The 23,343-nt window shown below is 45.7% G+C and carries 20 protein-coding genes and 2 pseudogenes; 17 read left to right on the top strand and 5 right to left on the bottom strand.

From position 1 onward, the window contains the following. The first annotated feature begins 10 nt into the window (after positions 1-10). The 4 genes from ACOCLE_RS07460 to ACOCLE_RS07445 all read left to right on the top strand — a co-directional run bounded on the left by ACOCLE_RS07460 (position 11) and on the right by ACOCLE_RS07445 (position 5,688). On the top strand, positions 11-1,192 hold the full coding sequence (locus ACOCLE_RS07460; RefSeq protein WP_419536171.1) for a hypothetical protein: 1,182 nt from the start codon (positions 11-13) through the stop codon (positions 1,190-1,192). Between the two features lie 303 nt (positions 1,193-1,495). Next, on the top strand, positions 1,496-2,287 hold the full coding sequence (locus tag ACOCLE_RS07455) for an efflux RND transporter periplasmic adaptor subunit (protein WP_419536170.1): 792 nt from the start codon (positions 1,496-1,498) through the stop codon (positions 2,285-2,287). Further along, on the top strand, positions 2,284-2,586 hold the full coding sequence (locus ACOCLE_RS07450) for a hypothetical protein (protein WP_419536169.1): 303 nt from the start codon (positions 2,284-2,286) through the stop codon (positions 2,584-2,586). The genes ACOCLE_RS07455 and ACOCLE_RS07450 overlap by 4 nt, the downstream gene beginning before the upstream one ends. Before the next feature lie 6 nt (positions 2,587-2,592). Then, positions 2,593-5,688: an efflux RND transporter permease subunit gene (locus ACOCLE_RS07445; protein ID WP_419536168.1), complete on the top strand. Its 3,096-nt coding sequence runs from the start codon at positions 2,593-2,595 to the stop codon at positions 5,686-5,688. Between the two features lie 54 nt (positions 5,689-5,742). Here the strand turns inward: ACOCLE_RS07445 and ACOCLE_RS07440 are convergent, their stop codons facing one another. Continuing rightward, positions 5,743-6,540 (bottom strand): MOSC domain-containing protein, encoded by a 798-nt coding sequence (locus tag ACOCLE_RS07440; protein ID WP_419536167.1) that lies wholly within the window; start codon positions 6,538-6,540, stop codon positions 5,743-5,745. Positions 6,541-6,665: 125 nt separating this feature from the next. Here ACOCLE_RS07440 and ACOCLE_RS07435 point away from each other — a divergent pair, with 125 nt between their 5' ends. Then, complete coding sequence (locus ACOCLE_RS07435; protein WP_419536166.1) at positions 6,666-7,496, top strand: TatD family hydrolase; 831 nt, start codon at positions 6,666-6,668, stop codon at positions 7,494-7,496. On the opposite strand, the gene ACOCLE_RS07430 is transcribed toward ACOCLE_RS07435, so the two are convergent. Continuing rightward, on the bottom strand, positions 7,453-8,337 hold the full coding sequence (locus ACOCLE_RS07430; RefSeq protein WP_419536165.1) for a cation diffusion facilitator family transporter: 885 nt from the start codon (positions 8,335-8,337) through the stop codon (positions 7,453-7,455). The genes ACOCLE_RS07435 and ACOCLE_RS07430 overlap by 44 nt on opposite strands. A gap of 137 nt (positions 8,338-8,474) precedes the next feature. Beyond that, positions 8,475-8,723 carry a glutaredoxin family protein gene (locus ACOCLE_RS07425; RefSeq protein ID WP_419536164.1) on the bottom strand — a complete coding sequence of 83 codons (249 nt, stop codon included), beginning with the start codon at positions 8,721-8,723 and terminating at the stop codon, positions 8,475-8,477. Positions 8,724-8,860: 137 nt separating this feature from the next. Here ACOCLE_RS07425 and ACOCLE_RS07420 point away from each other — a divergent pair, with 137 nt between their 5' ends. The 5 genes and pseudogenes from ACOCLE_RS07420 to ACOCLE_RS07400 all read left to right on the top strand — a co-directional run. Beyond that, positions 8,861-10,828: a cation:proton antiporter gene (locus ACOCLE_RS07420; RefSeq protein WP_419536163.1), complete on the top strand. Its 1,968-nt coding sequence runs from the start codon at positions 8,861-8,863 to the stop codon at positions 10,826-10,828. 117 nt (positions 10,829-10,945) lie between these two features. Continuing rightward, on the top strand, positions 10,946-12,544 hold the full coding sequence (locus ACOCLE_RS07415; RefSeq protein WP_419536162.1) for a hypothetical protein: 1,599 nt from the start codon (positions 10,946-10,948) through the stop codon (positions 12,542-12,544). A 262-nt stretch (positions 12,545-12,806) separates the two neighbouring features. Further along, positions 12,807-14,594 (top strand): hypothetical protein, encoded by a 1,788-nt coding sequence (locus tag ACOCLE_RS07410; protein ID WP_419536161.1) that lies wholly within the window; start codon positions 12,807-12,809, stop codon positions 14,592-14,594. Between the two features lie 71 nt (positions 14,595-14,665). After that, positions 14,666-14,869: a DUF2970 domain-containing protein gene (locus tag ACOCLE_RS07405; protein WP_419536160.1), complete on the top strand. Its 204-nt coding sequence runs from the start codon at positions 14,666-14,668 to the stop codon at positions 14,867-14,869. Between the two features lie 320 nt (positions 14,870-15,189). Further along, positions 15,190-16,098 (top strand): annotated as a pseudogene (locus tag ACOCLE_RS07400) (nitrite/sulfite reductase); the annotation flags it as partial. Between the two features lie 12 nt (positions 16,099-16,110). Here ACOCLE_RS07400 and tnpC read toward each other — a convergent pair. Next, a complete protein-coding gene (gene tnpC / locus ACOCLE_RS07395; protein ID WP_419532963.1) occupies positions 16,111-17,616 on the bottom strand; it encodes an IS66 family transposase in 1,506 nt (501 codons plus the stop codon). A gap of 110 nt (positions 17,617-17,726) precedes the next feature. Between tnpC and ACOCLE_RS07390 the strand changes: the two are divergent. The 3 genes and pseudogenes from ACOCLE_RS07390 to ACOCLE_RS07380 form a co-directional block, all read left to right on the top strand. Next, positions 17,727-18,452, top strand: a pseudogene (locus tag ACOCLE_RS07390) (nitrite/sulfite reductase); the annotation flags it as partial. Beyond that, positions 18,436-18,936 (top strand): DUF934 domain-containing protein, encoded by a 501-nt coding sequence (locus ACOCLE_RS07385; protein WP_419536159.1) that lies wholly within the window; start codon positions 18,436-18,438, stop codon positions 18,934-18,936. The pseudogene ACOCLE_RS07390 and the gene ACOCLE_RS07385, both read left to right, overlap by 17 nt. Before the next feature lie 318 nt (positions 18,937-19,254). Then, positions 19,255-20,427, top strand: a complete 1,173-nt coding sequence (locus tag ACOCLE_RS07380) for a cation:proton antiporter (protein WP_419537173.1) — start codon at positions 19,255-19,257, stop codon at positions 20,425-20,427. Between the two features lie 38 nt (positions 20,428-20,465). On the opposite strand, the gene sohB is transcribed toward ACOCLE_RS07380, so the two are convergent. After that, a complete protein-coding gene (sohB, locus tag ACOCLE_RS07375; RefSeq protein WP_419536158.1) occupies positions 20,466-21,515 on the bottom strand; it encodes a protease SohB in 1,050 nt (349 codons plus the stop codon). 222 nt (positions 21,516-21,737) lie between these two features. On the opposite strand from sohB, the gene ACOCLE_RS07370 reads away from it, so the two are divergent. The 4 genes from ACOCLE_RS07370 (at position 21,738) to ACOCLE_RS07355 (ending at position 23,341) form a co-directional block, all read left to right on the top strand. Further along, entirely contained in the window at positions 21,738-22,052 is a 315-nt protein-coding gene (locus tag ACOCLE_RS07370; protein ID WP_020583502.1) for an SCP2 sterol-binding domain-containing protein, read from the top strand. Positions 22,053-22,290: 238 nt separating this feature from the next. Continuing rightward, complete coding sequence (locus ACOCLE_RS07365) at positions 22,291-22,749, top strand: GspH/FimT family pseudopilin (RefSeq protein WP_419536157.1); 459 nt, start codon at positions 22,291-22,293, stop codon at positions 22,747-22,749. 48 nt (positions 22,750-22,797) lie between these two features. Next, positions 22,798-22,947 (top strand): type IV pilus modification PilV family protein, encoded by a 150-nt coding sequence (locus ACOCLE_RS07360; RefSeq protein ID WP_419536156.1) that lies wholly within the window; start codon positions 22,798-22,800, stop codon positions 22,945-22,947. After that, entirely contained in the window at positions 22,880-23,341 is a 462-nt protein-coding gene (locus tag ACOCLE_RS07355; RefSeq protein ID WP_419537172.1) for a type IV pilus modification PilV family protein, read from the top strand. The genes ACOCLE_RS07360 and ACOCLE_RS07355 overlap by 68 nt, the downstream gene beginning before the upstream one ends. Positions 23,342-23,343: the final 2 nt, after the last annotated feature.

Below are 23,343 nucleotides of genomic sequence, written 5' to 3'. Positions count from 1 at the left end.
GGAAATAAGTATGACCGCTTTTCAAAAAAGCAAATGCTTTGCTTTAGCCTTTTCAATCTTTTTTCCAGGGGTTGTGTTAGCTGCACCGGATAGTTTAGTAAAATCTACAGATATTTCATTAAGTTATCTTGAAAAAGAGTTATTTAAAGGTTCAATATCAGCAGAGTGCTCAGACGTTGATAGTGTATGTCATTATAGGTTTGAACCACTGCAGAATGCTGATGATCAAAATAAGGGGGCAATACTCCCAATTAACGTTTTGAAATTTCAAGGAGATTTCCATCATACTTCAGAAAGCAGTACTGATTTAGGCTTCATAACCGTTCATAAAGATGATCAAAAAACGAAAATTCCGCTCAGTATTGATTTTGAAGAGCTTCAGCTTGGGAATAAAGATAACCCCCTAACCAGAGCAATCATCACCCAGCTACACCCCTCGCTGGTTGTTGCAGCTTATAAAGAGCTGAATGACAGGGCTGAAGTTTCTGACTATCTAATAGGAAAAACAAAGAATTCAGAAGTGCTGCATTTATTTCAACCGGAGAAACATGATATTCAATCAGCAGAAACAAATTATTTACGTGCGGCACTTTCCGCGCTTCATGAAGAGTTCCTGATTCTCGATATAGGTGATAGCTACTCTATGGTGATTGTATTTGACAGTGAGAATGTCCCGACCTCTGTTCATGTACTTGACCGTTGGAAGCTTTACAGAGGATCAGCGTTTAAATCAGCTATCGGTTATGGTGATCTTTTCGGTCTTGTCTTGCACGTACTAGGCGCTGCGCATCACATAGGTATACCTATAGATGGTCATCATCATACGCCTCCAGCCGGACCTTCTAATTTTAAGAGTCAACTGAAGAGTACTGTCAGCTTCTTATTCCACTCTGCCGAGGTTATTGACCATGCACATGGCGTTGGTGAATTTATCAGTGGTACACAGAAACACTACCATGATCACAACCATGGTTTAGCGGGTGATGTCTTTGGCATTATGCATTTAGGTCATACTTTTTATGAATGGGCAACTGAACGTGAAAGATGGGTTCTAAATAGCGTACAGGCATTTTTAACGGTAGCCAGTTTTGGTTACCACCATGTGCCTACTTCAGTTTATGAGTATTCAATTGCAGAAATTCTTCCACCGGTTATTGTCAGGGAAAATAAGCGAGCACATGCTGTGAGATAAAAAAATCGCAATATTTTCTCAAATCATCAGCCAGGAGTTCTTATAACTGGACTCCTGGTATTCTCTCGCCCTCCCCCATCGTCTTATTGAACTATAAGAAACTGGTCGCATTTCTAATGAGATATTGCGAGAATTGCAGACCTTAAGGACATAAGTACGCGTCCGGCGTTGTATTTTTTCTATAAATGCTTCAGTAACTCGCCGGGTAGACGCTAAAAAACGAACACACGTCAGGGCAATGACTGCCAACTCAGAATAAGAATGTGATACTGGGGTAATACAAGAGTGCAAAAGTTAGTCAATGTGAACGGCTCATGGTTAGCCGCCGGTGTTATTGCGGCTGGCATTGGTATCTACCTGTTGACCGCTGATGTCGTTAATATCAACGATACTGAAAAAGTTACCCCTCCTGCCCAGGATAGCCATGAGAATACGGTGATTCCCGTCGTTCAGGCTTCTCACTTTGAGCAAGTACCGGTAAAACGTACACTGACACTCTATGGTACAACGGAAACTGATCGAACCGTCACGGTCAGTGCTGAACTGGCAGCCCGAGTTATTACTATCAGTGCTGAACGCGGGCAGCTGATGGCTGCTGGAGATGAAATGATCCGCCTGCGTGAAGGCAGCCTGAAAGCTCAATTGAAATCGGCTGAAGCTCGCGTAAGACAGGCTGAGCAGGATTACCAGTCAGCCCTTTCTCTACAAAAGAAAAAACACATTGCCGATAATCAGATCACTCAACTTGAAGCCTCCCTGGCTGAGGCGCTGTCGCAAAAAGAACAGCTCCAGACTCAATGGGAAAATACGCTGATTAAGGCGCCCGTTTCCGGCATTCTGAATAAGCGCCACGTGGAAGTCGGTGACTTTATTGATAAAGGCAAGCCGGTCGCTGAAATTCTCGACCTTGACCCTCTGGTGGTCCATGTCGATGTTCCCCAGAATCACATTAATTACTTTAAGTCTGGCCAGAAAGCGGTTGTCCGATTTCTTGGTGGAGCAACCAGCGAAGCGACTATTCGTTTTATTGATCGACAGGCGAATGCATCGACCCGGACATTTTCTGTCGAGTTAACAATCCAAATCCCGATATGAAAATTCCCGCAGGCCTCAGCGTTGAAGCCGACCTGCTGATGGAAGAAGTACTGGCGCTTGAAATCAGCCCAGCATGGCTCGCGTTGAGTGAAGATGGAGAACCCGGTATCAAATGGGTAACTACCGGCAATCGGGTCCAATTCACCCCTGTGGACGTGGTCAAGTCTGAAAGCAATCGTCTCTGGGTCACTGGAATTCCCGAACAGGCCAGAGTCATCACCCGGGGTCAGGGCTTTGTTCGATCCGGTGATCAGGTTGATGTTATCAACCCTGATGTGTCTCTGGTTGCCGGGGAGTAATGACCAATGCGAAGTCTGATTGCTGCATCACTGATGCGAACCCGTACTGTTATGATGCTGCTGGCGTTAATCCTGGTTACCGGCCTTGCCAGCTATCTTACTATTCCCAAAGAATCGAGCCCCGATATTACGATTCCGGTCATTTATATTTCCGTATCACACGAAGGTATTTCACCGGAAGATGCCGAACGGTTGCTGGTACTCCCCCTGGAGAATGAACTCAGGGCTATTGAAGGTGTTAAGGAACTTAAGGCAACCGCATCCCAGTCTCATGCTTCCATTACCCTGGAGTTTATTGCTGGTCTGGATACGGATGAGGTTCTCGCAGACGTCAGGGACAAGGTGAATCTGGCCAAGAGCAAACTGCCTCAGGATACGGATGAGCCTATTATCAACCAGATCTCCTTTGCCAGTATGGAACCGGTGATTACGGCCGTACTTTCCGGCAACTTACCCGAACGTGCGCTGGTCAAAATAGCCCGTGAGCTCAGAGATGAGCTGGAATCCAGAAAGCAGATTCTGGAGGTGGATATCGCAGGAGACCGGGAAGAAGTTGTTGACGTTATCATCGATCCACTCAAGCTGGAAAGTTATGGGCTGGTTCCTGCTGATGTTATTAACCTGGTCTCCCAGAACAACCAGCTGGTTGCGGCCGGCAACCTGGACAACGGTAAGGGGCGATTTTCAGTCAAAGTCCCCGCTGTCTATAAAACAGCGGCAGATATTCTCTCTCAGCCCGTCAAAGCCGACGGTGACCGGGTCATTACCTTCGGTGATATTGCCAGCGTTCTCAGTACGTTTAAGGATGGTGGCGGTTACGCCAGAATGAACGGAAAGAACAGTATCGCCCTGGAAATCAAAAAGCGCCCCGGTGAAAACATCATTGAAACGGTGGGACTGGCCAAAGCCATTATTGCTGAAGGCCAGAAGCTTTCACCTAAAACCCTGAATGTTGACTACGTAGGTGATCAGTCGGTTGATGTGGTGGATATGGTCAACGACCTGCAGAACAGTGTTCTGGCGGCCATTATTCTGGTGGTTACGGTTATTGTCGGGGCATTGGGCTTTCGCAGCGCCGTATTGGCAGCCATTGCCATTCCAGGCTCTTTTCTTACCGGTATTCTGATCATTGCCATGATGGGTTTAACCATCAATATGGTGGTTCTTATCTCACTGATGATGGCTGTGGGCATGCTGGTTGATGGCGCTATTGTGGTTACCGAATATGCCGACCGGAAAATGAGTGAAGGCGTTGCCCGCAAACAGGCGTATCAGGAAGCCTCATTACGAATGGCGTGGCCAATCATTGCATCGACAGCAACGACTCTAGCCGCCTTTTTCCCGCTGATGTTCTGGCCTGGCATTATGGGTGAGATGATGACCTACCTGCCATTAACCCTGATTGCGACCCTCTCCGCATCTCTGGTGATGGCACTGATTTTTATACCGACCATCGGCTCTCTTATTGGCAAGCCCAGAAAGCTCAGCGAGCTTGAAAAGCGATCGATCACCGAAGCGGAAACAGGAGATTTGCAGAATGTTCCCGGTTGGGCGGGTGTATATATCCGCACACTGTCCAAGGCGATTCAGCACCCTTTAAAAATTCTGTTCTCGGGTATGGCTATGGTGGCAGTCATTTATTTTGCCTTCATTAGCTTTGGTAAAGGCTTTGAGTTCTTCCCAGATGTCGATACCAATAACATCATGGTTAAGGTACGGGTAAATTCCAGCAACCTGTCCATTGATGAAAAAGATGAAATCCTTAGAAAGGTAGAAACAATTCTGCTCCGGCAACCAGAATTAAAAACGCTGTATGCCCGCACCGGTGACAACCAGGAAGTGGGTACCATTCGTCTGAATATGGTGGACTGGAAATATCGCCGAAAAGCAGCCCTTGTCGCAGAAGAGATTAATCAGAAGCTTTCACACTTTGCCGGACTGGACATCACTGTTGAGCGAAGAAAAGATGGCCCTCCCCAGGGGAAACCCCTGGAACTCGTGATCAGTGCCAATGACCTTGATGTGCTGCACGAAACGGTTGGCAAAGTCAGAACCGTTCTGGCGGGCATTGATGGCTTTACCAATTTAGAAGACGACGGCCCTACTCCCGGCTATGAATGGCGCATTGATGTAGACCGTGCCGGAGCTGCCCGTTATGGTGCGGATGTCAGCAGTGCCGGCGGCCTTGTCCGTCTGGTTACTTCTGGTTTAACGGTGGGCAGTTATCGTCCGGATGACAGCAGTGATGAAGTGGATATTCGTATTCGTTTTCCTGAGTCAGACCGTCACCTTGAGAGTATCGATCAACTTCGATTGATGACCCAGTCGGGCCTGGTACCTATCAACAACTTCACAACACGTGAGATTGCCCCCAAGGTTGACAGCATCAAGCACCTCGACGGTAAACGAACAGTCAGCGTCGGTGCCAATCTGGCCGAAGGGGCCCTATTGAATGACCTCCTGCCTGAGTTAAAAGCAAAGCTTGATACATTGGATGTACCTCAGGAAGTCAGTTTCACCATCAAAGGTCAGAATGAAGACCAGCAGGAAAGCAGTCAGTTCCTGATTAAGGCATTCGCAATCGCCCTGTTCGTGATGGCCATGATCCTGGTGACTCAGTTCAACAGTTTCTACCAGGCGTTCCTGATTATGTCAGCTGTTGTCCTTTCTACCGGTGGTGTGTTGCTTGGACTACTCGTGGCCGGCAAACCCTTTGGCATTGTGATGTGTGGTATCGGGGTCATTTCTCTGGCAGGCATCGTCGTGAACAACAATATCGTGTTGATTGATACCTACAATCTGTTGCGCAAACAGGGAATGAAAGCCGAAGAAGCCATTCTTCGAACCGGTGCCCAGCGTCTGCGACCGGTAATGTTGACGACGATTACCACCATTCTGGGCCTGATGCCAATGGTGCTCTCCACCAATATTGATCTGTTCAACCACCGGCTTGAGATTGGTGGTCCCACCGCTCAGTGGTGGAATCAGTTATCGACCTCCATTGCCGGAGGTCTGGCATTTGCCACCCTGCTGACCCTGGTTCTGACACCGTGCCTGCTGGTCATTGCAGGTCGCAGGCAGGACCGAAAGATGGCTGAGTAAACCATCAAACACAGGCAATAGTCTCTGCTATTGCCTGCATCATTGAAAAATCATTTATTCCAAAATTGTCACCTTATCTCCGACTCGAATCATGCCTTCCTGATCCGGGATAAGATTCTGACCAAAGATAACGCCCATCTCTGTTCGACGATATTGAGCCAGTGTGAACAGTGGCTCCCTCCCCTCTTTCTCTCCGGTTTCAGGGTTGACGGTGGTCATTACACACCGGGAACAGGGTTTGGCTACCCGAAAGGTGATATCTCCGACCTTGATCACTGACCAGGTGTCTTCTTCATAGGGTTGTTGACCACTGACAACGATATTGGGTCGGAAGCGTGACATGGACACGGTTTCGGTCAGGCGTTGATTCAAATCGGCTAAAGACGCTTCATTCGTCAGAAGAAATGGGAAACCGTCGGCAAAACTGGTGTGATCTTCTGGTTTTGAATACCGGGCATCGGTGGATCGTATTGACTGTTCTGGCTGATAAAACAGTCTGCATTTCATATTCAGAAAATCACTGAACCACTGAGCAGCATCATCCCCGGCATCAAGGGCATGACAATCATCTTTCCAGACGGTGACTGTTGAAGAATAAGCTCCCGCTGACGGTGTTGATACACGGAGACTCTCAGCCTCTGGTCGTGTGATCTGCAACCCTCCATCAACGATAGAGGTGACCACAGTGGCCAGGACTGGATATTGCCGCTGAGTAATGAACTTTCCATTTTCATCTGTCAGCAACCAGCGACGATCATGCTCAAAACCTCTCAGGGTTACATGGGCACGCTCAAGGGGGATTGCTCTGGTTGATTTGATCGGATAGACCGTCAGCCCGGTTACTTCCATCATCGCCAGCTCCTGTACTTTATATGACCAGAATATTATTACCACCAAGGATACGGCTATCCCTTGTTTATGAGAACAATGGGAATCAAAATATCCTGCAAATTATTTTGGTGATAACAGGATTCTCAATGACACTGCAGCTGGTTGATATAGGCGTTAACCTCAGTGATAAGGCTTTTGACAAGGATCGCGATGAGGTGGTCCGTCGCGCGGTTGAGCACGGTGTTACCACCATGATCCTCACTGGCACTTCTCTGCCAGAGTCTCAGGAGGTGTTGGGTCTGGCAAGAACCCACGCTGGCCACTGCTTTTGTACCGCGGGTATCCACCCTCACGGGGCTAAAGATGCAAATGCCCAGGCCTTTAATGAGCTGAAGACCTTGTTCAATGAACCAGAGGTGGTTGCTGTTGGAGAGGCAGGTCTGGATTTTAACCGTGACTTTTCTCCCCGGCCGGTTCAGGAGAAAGTGTTTGAGCGTCAGTTGGAGCTGGCTATTGAGAGTGGATTACCCCTGTTCTGCCATGAAAGGGATGCGTCAGAGCGTTTTGCCGAAATCATCAGAAGCTATCGGGATCAGATCAACAAACTGGTCGTACACTGCTTCACCGCGGATAAGAAAGCCCTGTATCGATACCTGGATCTGGACTGCCATATTGGCATTACCGGATGGATCTGTGATGAACGACGGGGAACCCACCTCCATCCGCTGATGAAGGATATTCCTGCAAATCGATTGATGGTGGAAACTGATTCACCATGGCTGCTGCCAAGATCGTTGGTGGAAAAGCCGAAAAACCGGAGAAATGAACCGGCCTTTCTGCATGAGGTTGTTCAGATGATTGCTACTCACACCGGGCAATCCCTGGAACAGGTTGCCCGGCAAACCAGGGAAACATCACTGGAATTCTTTAATCTCACGGCTCGTCATCATGACCTTCAGGGTCAAGATGGACAATAACGTCCGCTTCGGGCAGGTATTCAAGCACTGCCCGCTTTGCCAGAACCCCCAGCTCGTGGGCATGGATCAGCGGCGTATTGGGTTCAAGGTCCAGGTGCATCTGAATAAACGGAATTGAGCCTGACACCCGGGTTTTTACGTCATGAATACCCAGAACACCGTCTACGGAGAGGGCCCGTCGCTCAATTTCCTGAAGATCTTCCTTGGGCAGAGCCTGATCCATCAGTTGCTGAATCGCCTCCCAGGCAAGACTCCTGACACTGAACAACATATAACCGCCAATCAGCAGGGCAAGAATATTATCCACCTGCTGATAGCCATAGCTGGCGCCAATCAATGCGGCCAGCACCGCAATATTGGTCAGAAGGTCTACCTGATAATGAAGTGAGTCTGATTTAATGGCTGCTGAGTTGGTTTTTCGAATGACATAGCGCTGAATGGATAGCAGGATCAGTGTGGTAATGATCGAAAAGATCATCACCATGATACCGGCGCTTTCATTACCCAGCACAACATCTTCACCCGTTATCCGGTCAAGCGTGTTCAGCACCAGAACAATGGCCGAACCGCCAATAAAGGCAGACTGAGCCAATACGGCAAGCTGCTCAGCCTTCCCGTGGCCAAAATGATGGTCCTCATCCGCTGGCGCAATGGCAATCCTGACGGCAAATAATGTGATCAGGGAAGCCAGAATATCCATTGTGGAATCCAGCAAAGTAGCTAGCAGGCTCATGGAGCCGGTCATGAACCAAGCGATAAGCTTAGCGATAATCAGGATGCTTGCAGTAGCAACCGAAGCGTAGGTTGCCAGTTTGAGGAGGCGGTTTTTGTCTTCAGACACGTGCTTTCCAGAGTTGCTGTCATTAAGCTCAGACGATGTCATCCTATCACGAGACTCTTGTCTTTGAGCTCGTCTTTGAGCCAGAGCGTAGTTAATCATGCGATCCCTGCCAATTAACAACCGTCGATCTTTCTATCCTATCCTGAAACGGGTTGGATCAGCCAGTCATTCAAGGCCTCGAGCGTAAATGGCCACCCAAGCTCCCTGCCCTCTTCCGTCGCTATGACAGGAATCCGTACCCCATAAAGCTCAACCAGACGATCATCTTCACTGATCTCTATAGCCACCCAGCGACAGACCTGCTGATTTTGCAGAAAATTGAGCATTTCTTCAGCTTCTTCACACAGGTGACATCCGGAAGTGGTATATAAAGTCAGTTGAATCATAAACTATCCCCTAAAAAGGGGGTCTATGATAGCGATAATATAACCATAGAGTTAGTAAAGATTATGTAGATATAACTACAGCATAGTGTTTTTGCTTATACTCTCACTGGGCACTAATAAATTCAGCTGGCGATCCCATGGACTTTACATTTTTCAATCAACTCATGCTTATTCTGGCTCTGTCAGCCGTGACTATTGCCTTTTTCAAGCGATTTCAACTGCCTGAAAGTCTTGGTTATTTATTTGTCGGCATCATTCTCGGGCCTACAACCTCAGGGCTGATACAGCAGGACTTTGATATTGCCCTGCTGGCTGAAATTGGTGTGGTCTTCCTACTCTTTACACTCGGCCTCGAGTTCTCCATGAAAACCATTATGGCCATGAAAAAAGAGGTATTTGGCCTGGGGGGGCTACAGGTACTCCTGACAGGAGTTGGTATTTTTGGCGTTCTGATCGCCTTTGATTTTGCAGTACTTACATCCTTTGTCTGTGCGTCAGCACTTGCCCTCTCCTCCACTGCGATTGTGTCCAAGGAACTCACCCAGAGTAATGAAATACGCTCCCGCCAGGGGCAGCTGGCAATTGGTGTCCTTCTTTTTCAGGATATTGCCGCCGTTATCTTTCTGATTATGATTCCAGCCCTGATTGGGGGAGGCAGTGACTCAATTGCCTCTTCTCTTGGTTTTGCTTTTGCCGAAGGTGTGGTGTTCGTTGTGATCATGCTGGCTATTGGCAAATGGGTTTTACCTCTTATTTTTCACGAGGTTGCCAAGGCCAGGTCAGAAGAACTGTTCGTTCTTATGGCGCTGGTGATTGCCCTGATGGCTGCCTGGCTCTCTCATGCAATGGACTTATCCATGGCACTGGGCGGCTTTGTTGCAGGTATGATGATGGGTGAAAGCCACTACAAGCATCAGGTTGAAGCCGACATCAAACCTTTCCGGGATGTGCTCCTTGGACTGTTTTTCGTATCCGTGGGCTTAATGCTGGATATGGATGTTCTCGTCGCTTTCTGGAAAGAAATTCTATTGGGCACAGTGGCATTAATTGTCTTTAAGTTCCTGGTGATTTACACACTGGCCAGAACGTTTGCGGAGTCGAAAAATATCTCTCTGAGAACCAGTCTTTCACTGGCACAGGGCGGGGAGTTTTGCTTTGCACTGGTTGCCCTGGCATCACAATACGGAGAAAGTGGTGGAAACCTCACCTCAGTCGTTCTTGCGGTCACTATTTTATCGATGATTATTGCTCCGCTTCTGATCAGAAACAGCAATGCCATCGTAAAACTGGTCAAGTTTGATAAATCCGAACAGAGCATTCATCGTGTTAAAGAAGAGGAAGTCCGTAAGCAAACAGCCCATATACATCACCACACCCTGATCTGTGGCTACGGTCGTGTGGGCCAGACCATTGCCCGCTTCTTAACTCAGGAAAACAAGGCTTTTGTAGCCATTGATGATGACCCTTTGCACGTCCACGAAGCGGGACTTGCAGGTGACCCGGTCTTCTTCGGTGACTGCAGGAAGTTAGAACTGTTAATGGCGGTCGGATTAGAGCGCGCAAGTCAGGTGGTTATCTGTATCGATCGCCCTGAAAATGCCCTGAAAATTTTGCAAGCCATTCGGCAGCAGTCACCTCAGGTGCCTGTGCTGGTTCGTACCAGGGATGACAGTCAATCTGAAGATTTGAAAAAGGCAGGTGCAACCGTTGTTATTCCTGAAGTACTGGAGTCAAGCCTGGTTATTGTTAAGCACGCCCTTTTGATGTTAGGCATGAACCCTGCCCACGTCAGACAGCGGGTTCATGAAGCAAGAACCCGTGGTTATGAAATTTTAAACGGGTTCTATCCCGGCATTAACGACTTTTTGCTGGAAAATGAACAAAAAACTTACAGGCATGCAGTAACCATCAGTAAAAACAGTCAGGCAAATCAGCAACCCATTGAATCTATTGATTTTAAAGGTGCAGATGTGTCGATTGTTGAAGTAAGACGAGACAACATGGTTTTACAGCCTCAGCCTGGGATGATCCTAAAAACAGGTGATATCGTGGTGCTTACCGGCAGCAATAGTGACATTTCTCACATAGAGAAACTTTTTGGCTGATTCAACGCTCTAATAGTACGGAATTACAAATTAATTTAATGGTTCCTGGTTTCTCATTCAATCAGGAACCTCCTCCATGGAAATAGCAGGGAATGCCCTCAAAGCAGGATATTCGATATGCCTGATGTATTCTACAAAGGTGCTTTAATTGACGTTAAAAAAAAATATCTGCTACTCATTTATCTCTTTTTCTCTTTGCATTCAACCCTGCTCTTTGCTCTGAATAATCAAACAACGTATTCATTATCAGCAACCAGTGAAACGGAGTTGGAGCTTGATACATCGGGTCAGGCAAATATCACTGTTGGCATTGATACTGAAGGGCTTGATCATGAACTTCAGGGTGATATACCGATAACCTTTATTCTTGAACCTGAACAGGCAACGTTTGAAGGTGGAAAAAAAACACTGCAGTGGCATAGAAAGCAGCTCTATGACGGTGGTGAGCCTTTATTAGATGTCCATAATGACTCAATCATTCTCATTGATTTTGAAGTCACTGAAGATATTTCAAACAAACAATTAAAAATACGGGTTCAGAGAGAGCGTGACATTTCAAAATTAGGATCAATAGCGGCTTTCATTCCTCAAATGTTACCCTTTTTGATTCCTGGCGGTGTTGATTGGAGCAGGACAAACAGCACCTACTACTACTTCATTTATGCTTTAAATAAGTGGAATTATAAAGTCTTTGAGGGTGACATCATTAAGCTAGTAAGAGATATGTTATCCATTCAGTCCTTTAGTCAAAAGAAGCCATTTCTTTCTCAATGTACTGCTGATGCGATAGAAGGGTTACTGTTATTTAAAATGGCCAACTATGGAGAAAAAAGCGTATTAGATCAGAGTCAAGGAATTGTTAAAACCAAAACAGAGACATTTCGTCACTTTATGATGACAAGGGCAATTAAGAAATTTCTTGATTGTACCTCAAGTACTGTTGCAGAGATTCTTTTTGAGCTTCAGACCGATCCAGATACAGGCTGGAAGCAATTCAGGGAAATGAACCCCGACTCTATTCGTGGCATGTCAAAAGTAATGGTCGGACTTACTTTTAATACAATTGCCTTTGAGGCTAGTGACTTTCTTAAGCAAATAAGAGAGGCATTACAAAATCACCCAGAACAACAACGTGCTGATTTACAAAAGGACCTCGACCGCTCTTTGGTCAAAGCGGTTCAATATACGCTTCAGTCAGGCTATGAAGATTTTTTCAAAGGGCAATTGAAGGGATATGGTTATGATGAATTTTATGCAGTGCCAATGGCCACAGGTGTCGGCGTACTTGAAATATTCTGGAGACTTTACACATTATCTCATCAGCAGTACTCACCAGAAGATAGACAACATAAACATCAGATGAACTCTTTAATGAAGCGTGCTGAAGCCATGACGCTCTCGCTGACAAAGATGTCTCGGCTACCATCCCTCTCTGGTGAACAGTTGCTTGCTATTGGCATTGCTGCACCTGCACTGTTTAATGCGGCAATTTTAGTCATATCCAAAGCATCACCGCTCTTGAATGGTGCTTATGATGGTTTGATGATAGGCATGCTGACTTACTTTATTACACCCACACTTCAGGATTACGGTGCCTGGGCATTTAGCAAAATTCAAAAACCCATTCTTGATTATTTGAACTCTGGTGCAAATAGCTGGTCAAAATATTGGTTAGCAGATGATATACGATATCGTGTATCGATAGTTATTGATTAAAAAACAAGATAATGACTTGGTTTATATAACCTGAATTTTGCCTGAGCAGCAATAAATATAAATAAATATTTATATTTATATTTATAATAGGAATTAAAAAGAAATAAGAAACATTGATTTGCTTCAATTAATTATAATAACTTTTTTTTTAAATGTGTTTAGAATATATAAGTGTTTTGAAAAAAAACAGGAAAATTAACTGGTTATATGCCAGTTCACATGTAATGGCGATGGACTGCCAAGCTTATGAGGAGCTCACGTAATGGCTTTCCATTCTACCTATATAAAAAACAAAAGATCAGATTGCTTAATTGAAACAGCGAACTCACTTATTAATCATAAGTTTCCAAAATCAAAAAAAGGAAACAATTTTCCTAATTTGATTGCTGCTCTTTTATTGGTAGCTTCAACTATTTCTGGCTTTGCTTTTTCAGAAGAATATTCACCGCTGACTGTGTCTCCAACTGGAAGTTACAGCATCGAGCTTTTAATCGAGAAAAATGAGCCAGTCAATATCGAAATCGACACCAAGAATCTTGGTCAGTATGTTCACGGACAAGTCCCTGTAAAATTCTATTCCAAAGACGGTGTATCCCTCCATGATGATGGTGAAGTGAGTGATGAAATTCTCTGGCACAATAAAAATCGTCATGTAATGGAAGGAAAAAAACGAAGGAAGCTAAATAATAATGAAACGATTGCTTTAACACTTAATACTACGGAAGAAATGGTTGGAAAAAAGGTAAGGGTTATTCTGGAAAAAGAAGAAAATTTCTCAAAGGTTGCCGCCATTGGTGCATTTCTTCCACAGTTGGTACCGATGCTTGCCACAAACGATGTACTCTGGTTTCCACACGCTTTTTGGACAAGTTTTTTCAGATGGAACTATCTGCTGCTGGAGCTGGATGTTATTCATTCTTTCAAAGAGCTCATTAAAAACGAGGTATTTGCTGAAAGCTCTGCCCTCTTGACACAATGCACAGCGGATTTTGTTGAAGGGTTTACGGTTTACCAGCTAACAAATTACGGTTCAAATCCTGAGCAAGTATTCAAAAAACATGAAATACAGACTGTCATGGGATCTGACTCTTCTCCATCATTCCAAGCTCACGAAGCGCCTGAAATTAGAAAATTCGAAACCGCTTCTCATGCAGATGTATTTCGTACCTATTTAGCGACAACGCCGCCCAATCGCTTTATGGACTGTCTTTCCAGTGTTGTGGCTGATTCGCTTAAATCACTGCAGCATCAGGGGAGACTACAGGAGATTTTTGGTAACTGGTCAGTGATTGCCACTCTAAATGACGAGGCTCTCGAAGGAATCTCAAAATTGATGTTAGGGTATGGTTTTAACTTCCTAGCAGCTGACATGCCAGGTGTCGGGATTAACGCAATAAAGAAGCATTTAGGCATCGGCGACAGGAATGAACAAATTGGTTTCGACTTTAATATAGGATTGAAAACCAGCATTCAGTATACCATTCACAATGGTTATTTATTGTTCTTCAAAGGACGAGGCTGGGATGCTACTTCAGCTTATGGTCTGTCGACAGGTGTCGGTCTTCTGGAAATAGCCTATAGGGCATACCAAGCTAAAGGGCTTTATGGCAAAGCTGATCCACTTGCTCAGGATGAAATGAAGCATCAGATAACCTCCATTGGGGAGCGGGCTGAAGCCATAGCGTCTTCTGGGTACCAGCTCATTCCTTTGCCAGATGATATTAAGCAGTATGCTGTTCCTGCTGTCGCCGCGTCAGTTTTGACAGGGCTGGCTTATTATGCGATCAACAGCACTGGCTACTTGAACAGTAATGTTACTAATGGTCTCAGTGAAGCTTTGCAAAAAGCAGCTAAGTCTAGCACCAATGGCCTGGTACTCGGTTTGATGGCCTACATAGTACTTCCATACGTGAAGGATCTTGGCATGAGAGGCACTCAAATGCTTGCCGATCGGTTAGTATCCTGGGCAGATGCAGGGAAAAACGACTGGGTTGGCTATTTTCTGGCTGGAGAGACCCAATATCAGGTCAGAGTTGAGTTTGTGCATTAGCGGTAAGATTTGCTATTACAAATTGCCAGATCTTAAAATAGGGCTTATTTGCAAATTATGAGATCTGGTCAATGCCTGAGAGAAAGGGAACTGGTTTAAAGTCTGTGTTCTTGAGCGCCCTTTCTGCGGCGTTCGGAGTACAGAAAAAATCCAACCAGGAAAGGGATTTTCAGCAGGGAAAACCAGCGCACTTCATTATCGCTGGAATTATTGGGACTTTTTTGTTCGTTACCTTTCTTATATTGATTGTTAACCTGGTACTTAAAACGTCATAAGGTGCTATTGAGTACTGACCCAATAGACAGCCGTTACAACCACCAGAGTAATCAACGCTATTGCCGCTATCGCATCAACCGTGTTGTCTTTCATCTCTTCACTTCTCCTGATCGCTTTAATACAACAATTTCTTATTAACCACCATCAAATTAGCGAAATATTGAGCAACCATCAACGTATGATCCCTCTTATATATATTACTTTTTCATCTACTTTTATTAATAAACAGTAGTTTTATGCATAAGTAAAAACCAGTATGCTCTAGCCTCACAGGCTTTAGACCTGTTCCCTAGGATGTGGCTAACCAGACGAATAATTCATGTACAAATACGATGACTACGACCAGCGTATAGTCGATGAGAGAGTGAAGCAGTTTCGGGATCAAACCCATCGTTACCTGGCAGGAGAGCTGCCAGAGGATGAGTTCCTGCCTCTTCGTCTTCAAAACGGACTTTATGTTCAGCGCTTTGCTCCGATGCTGAGAATTGCGATTCCCTACGGCATGGTCAGCGCTGTCCAAATGCGCAAGCTCGCTCAGATTGCTCGAGATTATGACAAAGGCTATGTCCATTTTACCACACGACAAAACCTCCAATTAAACTGGCCACGCCTTGAAGATGTCCCCGCTATTCTGGAAGAGCTGGCTTCTGTCCAGATGCATGCCATACAAACCAGTGGTAACTGCATTCGGAATACCACCACTGATCAGTTTGCTGGTGTCGCCCATGATGAAATTGTCGACCCACGTCCCTGGTGTGAGATTATTCGTCAATGGTCAACCTTTCACCCGGAATTTGCTTACCTCCCCCGCAAATTTAAAATTGCGGTTTGCGGTAGTGAGGAAGACCGGGCGGCCACAAAGGTCCACGATATCGGCATTCATGCTTTCCTTAATGAGCAAAATGAGGTCAGGTTTAAGGTGCTTGCTGGTGGAGGTCTGGGAAGGACCCCGATGGTTGGCTCTGTCATCAAGCCTTCGCTTGAGCCTGAAAATCTGTTGAGTTATCTCGATGCCGTCTTGAGAGTGTATAACCGCTATGGCCGTCGGGATAACAAATATAAAGCGAGAATCAAAATTCTGCTAAAAGCGCTGACGGCGGATGTGTTTGCAGAGAAAGTTGAGCAGGAATGGAATCATCTTAAGGAAGGAAAGGCGAAACTTCCACTGCAGGAAATCAATCGGGTTCAAGCATTCTTTACTGAACCTGATTATCAACATCTGACTGATCTTGATTTGTAACTATTCAGCACCCAGCAAAGGCGTATTGTTGTAATTTCGAACCGCTTTAAGAAGCGCCTGAAATATGTTCAACCCCTGCTTTTTAGCAGATGATAAATAGCTTCGGATTCGGGTAAACATGGTACCTCCGTCTTCGCTTCTGAAGCAGCCTGAGATCTTCTGCTTAAGTTTGGCCATCCTGGCATCACGTTCACTGCCATTGTTATCGAAGGGAATTGAAAAGTCCGACATGAAGCGCAACGTTTCAACCTTAAACTCAATAAGCCTTTTGAACAGGTTGTAGGCCTTGGTATTCCTGACCTTCTTACGTCCAAGCACCTGTCGTTGTTTTTCCATATAAGCGGTTTCCTTCGTGAGAGCCCTTTGAAGGATTTGGTCGTATATCGTCTCAATGCGAAGCTGTATTGCACCAGGCATTTGAGTCAGACCGGCTGCTTTGTATTTCTTGCAGAAGTGCCAGGAGAGCGTAAGCAATTTCATCAGCCGCAGAGCCAGCTTATTCGCATCCCTATCGACAACTCCCTGAAGCTCTCTCAGATGATGGGCATTACAAAGCACATGCACTGCCGCATAGGCAAAGTAGGACTTCCAATGATCGTGAACCAGAATGCCTGCAAAAGTCAGCAGGATGCCCATTGCATCCATTGCTTCACAACCTCGCCTTTCTGAGAGGTAGTAAAGCGTCCATTGGTCATCTCGCATAATGTGTAACCACCACAGTGAACCGTCAACCCGCATGCCAGTTTCATCCGCTCCTGCAACCGGACTTTCTTGTAAAGCATCGCGGATACTCTGCTCAGTAGAGGCCAGGTTCTCATGGGTATAGGCAACAAAATTGGCAACAGAGCCTGCGCTGACACTCATGCAATAAATAGTATTGAAATACTCAGACACCCGGTGATATGGGATGAAGTGATACTGGTTTAAATGAACAGCCATTGCCTGAGTCACTTCTCCGTATTGAGCAGCGGCTTTCACTCCTTGGGGAAACTCAGCGGTGTTCCGTTTACCACAAGGACATACTTTAACGTCTGCCCAGTACGCGGTAACTTCAAATTCTCCGGGTCTACCTGGATCAAAAACCTGTCGCTCAATGTATTTGGTGGGTTTAATATCGATAAGCGAAGACTGGCAACAGCAACATTTTTCAACCTTCAGATGCCTGACATAATCGGGTAAGGCGACACGTCTCAAACAAGAGCCTTGATGACCTTTCTGGCCACCTGGTTTATTGCCTGAAGATGGTCTAAGGCTTTTGGGGTTCGGTGTTTCCTGTGAGGAGCAGGGGGCTTCTTTGGAAGATGTATCACCTTTATCACTCCCTTTTTTACTGGGCTTTTGATAACCATCTGACGATGGTGGCTTACTACTGTTTTGACTGTTTTTATTAACCCTTTCTTCCAGTTCGCTGCAACGTTCCCGTAAAAGCGCATTCTCGGTCCGAAGCTCTTCATTCTCTTTAAGGAGAGCTTCGGTAAACGGAGTAGCTGGGAAGTCTGGTTCCATACTGGAGATTTGTTAGAAAAATTGAGTATAAGATGATGGTCGAAAAATCAGAAAATTCCAGATTTATATGAAGGGTGCTGAATAGTTACCTTGATTTTAATGATCTGGCCATGTCAGGAAACGTTAGCTTTCAGCTCTGGTTGAAACGTAACGTACATCAACACAAAAAGCCGGGTTACAGCGCCGTAACTCTGACCTTGAAGGCAACCGCTGACGCGCCTGGCGATGCCAGTTCAGAACAGTTGGAAGCAATTGCAGATCTGGCAGATGAGTTCAGTTTTGGTGAACTCAGAGTCAGTCATGAGCAGAATCTTATTCTTGCTGATGTCCCACAACAGCGTCTTAAACTTTTGTGGGAGAAGCTGGAAGTGCTTCACCTTGCAACACCCAATCAGGGTCTGTTGACCGATATGATCTGCTGCCCGGGAGGAGACTTCTGTGCTCTGGCAAATGCCCGTTCAATTCCCCTGGCAGAAGATATACAGCGCAAATTTGATGATATTGACTTTCTGCACGATGTGGGTGAATTGGACCTGAATATTTCCGGATGTATGAATGCTTGTGGTCACCACCATGTTGGTCATATTGGAATTCTTGGTGTTGACCGTAAGGGAGAGGAATATTATCAAGTTCAGGTTGGTGGATCCTCAGGTCATGATGCCTCCCTGGGTAAGATTCTTGGGCCTTCTTTCAAAATGGATGAGGTTCCGTCAGTCATTGAGAAGATTTTGAAGACGTACATTGAGCAGCGGACTCCTGAAGAACGCTTTATTGATACCTGCCATCGCATAGGTATTCAGCCATTCAAGGAGAAGGTTTATGCCAAAGCTGCTTAAAGATCAATGCATTACCGAAGATAACTTTCTGATCCTCAATCAAGATCAGGTGGATGCGGGCTTGCCGGCGGGCGACCTTATGCTGCCTATAACCGCTATAGACACTGCAATCAAAGCCAATAGTGAACATAACGGGCAGATTGGTATCTGGTTTGACAGTGATGAAGAGCCTGAGCATCTGGTTGATAAAATTAGCCAGTTTGAAGTTATTGGAGTCAATTTTCCGAAATTCATGGATGGCAGAGGCTATTCAATAGCACGATTGCTTCGTGAACGTTTTGATTACCGGGGTGATGTCAGGGCTGTTGGCGATATATTAGTGGATCAGATCTATTACCTGAAACGTTGTGGCTTTAATAGCTTCAGGCTGAGAGAAGATCAGAATCCGGACTATGCGCTGAATGCTCTATCCACCTTCAGCCATGACTATCAGACTGCAGCGAATGCATCAGAACCTGTCTACAGGCTCAGGCACCAACGCTGACATCTCTCAATCTCTTCCAAACGGAAGAGATTGACACTTCGCCATCAATAAGGCCACACAACGGCTTAGACTGCTCAATGGGTTTCATGGAACCTGTTTCTGTCCATACTTAATACTTCCTCCAGTTTAATCAAAGCGCCGTCACAAGTGCATCCGTCGAAAATTCGTGATCGAAGTATATTTTATGGTCTTTAGCATATCGCCGATTGAAATAGAAGTGGTTATTGTTGTGTCGAAATAAGTGTGCCATGTACCGAAGGTATTGATACTATTGATCTCAACATACTTTCATAAATAATCCAAGAATGAGCCTGAATGATGGAAAGCGGTTCCCTGCTCTTCTCTTTTTTTCTGATTTTCACAGGGGCAGCGGTACTTGCCACTGGTGCTTTATTCACTCGCCAGCCATTATTGGTTGCCTATATTGCGCTTGGCGCAATATTGGGACCATTTGGCTTAGAAGTCGTCAATGATACCAACCTGCTCAATGATATTGCCCATGTTGGGATTATCTTTCTACTGTTTCTTCTCGGGCTGGATATGCAACCCAGCCACCTTGCCCATCTTCTCAGAAAAACAGCAACGGTTGGTCTACTAAGCTCATTTCTCTTTGCAATAACGGGCTATGGACTTGGGCTCACATTTGGCCTGCCGCAGAATGAGTCCATTATTATTGGTACCACCATGATGTTTTCAAGTACCATCATTGGTATCAAGTTATTACCAACCACAGTGCTTCATCACAAACATACGGGAGAAATTATGGTCAGCCTGCTGTTACTGCAGGACTTGATGGCTATTATTGCTCTTTTGCTGCTTTATAATCTTGATCCATCTCACAGTGCCAACTACAGCGAATTCATCATGGCTCTGATCGCATTGCCAGCCCTGATTGTGACGGCTATTGTGATGGTCAAATACCTTCTTTTACCCTTAATGGCCCGTTTTGACCGTTTCCATGAATACCTTTTCCTGCTTGCATTGGGGTGGTGCCTTGGGTTTGCCGAGCTTGCTCACAGTCTTAACCTGTCTTTTGAGATAGGTGCTTTCATTGCGGGAATCAGTATTGCAACCAGCCCAATCGCTCAATACATTGCCATCAACTTGAAGCCGTTGAGAGATTTTTTCCTGGTTCTGTTTTTCTTCTCTATCGGAGCCAGTTTCAATCTGGATCTGCTGAGTCTGGTTGTGATTCCAGCATTGGTCATGACTGTTGTCGTAATTATTATCAAACCAGTCATCTTTGGCTTCTTACTACGGAAAGTGAGTGAGAAACGCTCTACGGCCTGGGAGGTAGGTTTCCGATTAGGTCAGACCAGCGAGTTCTCTATTCTTATTGCCGCTTTTGCCAGCAGTCAGAATCTCATCGGTGAGATATCAGCTCATATAATTCAGGCAACCGCGATACTTTCTTTGATTGTTTCCTCGTATATTGTGGTATTTCGATTTGAATCCCCGATCGCATTATCAGAGCGTTTGAGAAGGGATTAGTGGAAATGCCCACCGTCTATGGGTGGGCTTTCTGTTCATCAGGAAAAGAAACGACTGGTGTTAAATCTCCCCCACCACTTCATCAGGGTGTTATCCAGTGCTGACTCAGCAGCCAGGCCCAGTTTATCGGCAACCCCTTTTTTCATCACATACTCAATCTGAACCAGGTCAGCCTCATCGACCTTTCGGTAGATGTACTCATCACTGGTGCTGATTTCATCAATCAGGTTCAAGGTCATAGCCTTCTGGCCATACCAGATTTCACCCGTTGAAACCTGATCAATATCAACCACTTCTCGCTCCGCCTTCACAAAGTCTTTAAACAGCAGGTGAGTATCTTCCATATCCTGGATAAATTTCTGGCGTCCTTTTTCTGTATTTTCACCGAGAACCGTGAGAGTCCGTTTGAATTCACCTGCCGTGTGTAACTCAATGTCAACATCATGTTTTTTCAAAAGACGGTGTACATTGGGCAACTGCGCCATGACACCAATAGAGCCCAGTACCGCAAAAGGAGCTGCAACGATATGATTGGCAACACAGGCCATCATATAGCCACCACTGGCAGCAACTTTATCAACGGTGACCGTCAACTTAATCCCCTTATCACGGATTCGCTTAAGCTGGGATGCAGCCAAGCCATAGGAATGCACCAGCCCGCCACCACTTTCCAGCCGGATAACCACTTCATCCCGCTCTTTATCCGCAAGAGAAAGAACCGCCGTGATCTCTTCACGCAGTGACTTAACGGCTGATGCTTTAATATCGCCATTAAAGTCAAGTACGAAAACCCTGGCTTTGATTACTTCCTCAACCTCTTTGTGCTTTTTAGCCTTTTTCTCACGTTTTGCCTTTTCTTTTTCTTCCTTGGCTTCTTTTTTTAATTGGTCTTTATCTAATAACGCATGCTTCAAGTCATTCTGAAGATGCTCGTAGTGTTCGTTAAGTCGGGTAATCTCAAGATGCCCCTTGTGCATTTTCTTGGCTTTCTGGCCAATTGCTGTCACCAGAGCCACTAAAATTGCCACACCACCAATCAGGGTGACAGTTTTGGCCAGAAACAAAATAAAGTCTGCCAGATACTCCAAAGGGACCTCCTCAGAAAGGCTTGTAGGGTCAATATCAAAATTGTCTATAGCATAACTGATTTATCATTGCCGGGGACTATAAAAAATGATTGAACAGCCAATAGTTTTGATGCGAGATTCATACAAGCGTTTGAATTTCATTGACACATTCGGCCAATACCCATAACCTTCTTTTTGTAGAAGCCAGAAATGCTTAACGCTAAGAAAAAGGATAAAGAAACTATGAGCACTGTTGCCGAAATCATTGAGTCCATGAAAACCCGCTTTAATGCAGATGCAGCTGCTGGCCTTGATGAAGTTTTCCAATTTGATATTGAAGATGCTGATACCTACCACCTGGTTATTAAAGATGGCAACTTCGATATCGTTGCTGGCGTCCATGACGACCCAAGCGTAACACTGATCATGGACAGTGAAACCATGGTCGGCGTGATGTCTGGCGAAATGGATGGCATGCAGGCATTTATGATGGGTAAACTGCGCGCTGAAGGCAACATGATGTTAGCGACCAAGCTTAATGCCCTTTTCCCGAACTGATAGACGACTATTTACTGAAATATCGTCTTAAGAAAAACTCATCCCATAAAGGCCAGCCCTAACACTCCTCAGGCTGGTTTTTTACCATCTAGCACTCCGCATAAGTGTGATACCTATCTCACATCCAGATACTACATTGCCACTTATCCGTAAATAGCGACCGTTTATCTCGAATGAAGTGAGAACTCAAACGGGAAAAGATATACAATCCCTGACTTTTAATAACAATAAAAACACCATGGATGAAAAGATAAGAGAACGCGCACTTGAAAAATCGGGTGGCTTTACTCTGGTTGAATTGATCATTACCCTCGCAGTGCTGGGTATACTGTCGGCTATTGCTTACCCTTCTCTTACCCAGAGTATTGCCAACAACCAGGTTCGCAGTCAGGCCGAAGAAATTCAGAGCATTCTGGCATTTGCCCGCTCAGAAGCAATCACTCGTGGTACGGATGTCGTAATTTCACCCGATAATGGCTGGGCGGGAAGTAATGGTACGGTAACCGCAAATGGTACCATCATCCTTCAACTCCCCCCCCTTTCCGGTAGCGCCATCACGTCAACGGCAACCCAGTTCAGCTTTGATGCACGGGGGCTTTTCACCGGTGCCAATGTTTCTGTCAGTAATACGGATGCGTCTCATACCGCAACAGTAAATATTGATAGCGGTGGTGCTACATCACTGTTCATCCAGTAAGTTCAGGGCCAGGTATGGCGGATACCAACAATATGCAGGGAATGAATCATGAGTAGAAATAACGGCTTTACCATGATTGAAGTGCTGGTGGCCATGATCATCATATCAGTGGGACTTAGGGATAGCTGGCCTGGTCGTCGAATCCAGAAAGAATATTGTCGAAGTACAACAGCGGTCCATTGCCTTACAACTGGCTGAGGATCTCTTAGCCCGGATTCATGCCAATAATTCAGGACTGGCCAGCTACAATGGCACTATTTCTGCCGCCCCAGCTCAACCGGGAACACTGTGTAACGCTGCAAACGCTAACTGCACACCAGCGCAAACAGCCGCCTTTGACCTCTGGCAATGGGGCTCTGCCCTCTACGGTAATGAGGTACAGACTGCTGCAAATACCAATGCAGGCGGCCTCATTTCACCACTGGCATGCATCAACATCAATAATACCGACGTAACCCTGACCATCGTGTGGCGGGGAAAATTTACCCGCCCCGATACGCGGGCAGCGGTTACCTGCGGAGACGCTGACTATCGATCAACAGTGGATAATGATCTTCGCCGGGTCATGGTGATAGAAACCACCATCAGCTAAGT

This window comes from Endozoicomonas sp., from assembly GCF_965196975.1.
In the GTDB taxonomy this organism is placed as follows: Bacteria; Pseudomonadota; Gammaproteobacteria; order Pseudomonadales; family Endozoicomonadaceae; genus Endozoicomonas.
This window is presented reverse-complemented; position numbering and strand designations above follow the sequence as displayed.